General features: G+C 63.6%; 1 protein-coding gene. It reads left to right on the forward strand.

The annotated features are described in order from the left end of the window. The coding region (locus tag A9J21_RS15680) for a bifunctional UDP-4-keto-pentose/UDP-xylose synthase (protein ID WP_156545922.1) at positions 1 to 624 on the forward strand (624 nt) is incomplete at both ends.

Consider the following 624-nt stretch of genomic DNA (forward strand, 5'->3'; position numbering starts at 1 on the left):
GTCCTGATTCTTGGCGTCAACGGCTTCATCGGCCACCACCTGACGCGCCGCATCCTGGAAACCACGCAGTGGGAGGTCTACGGCATGGACATGTCGTCGGATCGCCTGGGCGACCTGGTGAACCATCCGCGCATGCACTTTTCCGAGGGTGACATCACCATCAACAAGGAGTGGGTGGAGTACAACATCCGCAAGTGCGACGTGATCCTGCCGCTGGTGGCCATCGCCACGCCGGCCACGTACGTGCGCAACCCGCTGCGCGTGTTCGAACTGGACTTCGAGGCCAACCTGCCGATCGTGCGCAGCGCGGTGAAGTACGGCAAGCACCTGGTGTTCCCGTCGACCTCCGAGGTCTACGGCATGTGCGCCGACGAGGAATTCGACCCCGAGGCCTCGCCGCTGATCTACGGCCCGATCAACAAGCCGCGCTGGATCTACGCCTGCTCCAAGCAGCTGATGGACCGCGTGATCCACGCCTACGGCATGGAGCAGGGCCTGAACTACACGCTGTTCCGCCCGTTCAACTGGATCGGCGCCGGGCTGGACTCGATCTTCGAATCGAAGGAAGGGTCGTCGCGCGTGGTGACGCAGTTCCTGGGCCATATCGTGCGCGGCGAGCCGATC

Source organism: Cupriavidus sp. D384 (genome assembly GCF_001652915.1).
Classification (GTDB): domain Bacteria; phylum Pseudomonadota; class Gammaproteobacteria; order Burkholderiales; family Burkholderiaceae; genus Cupriavidus.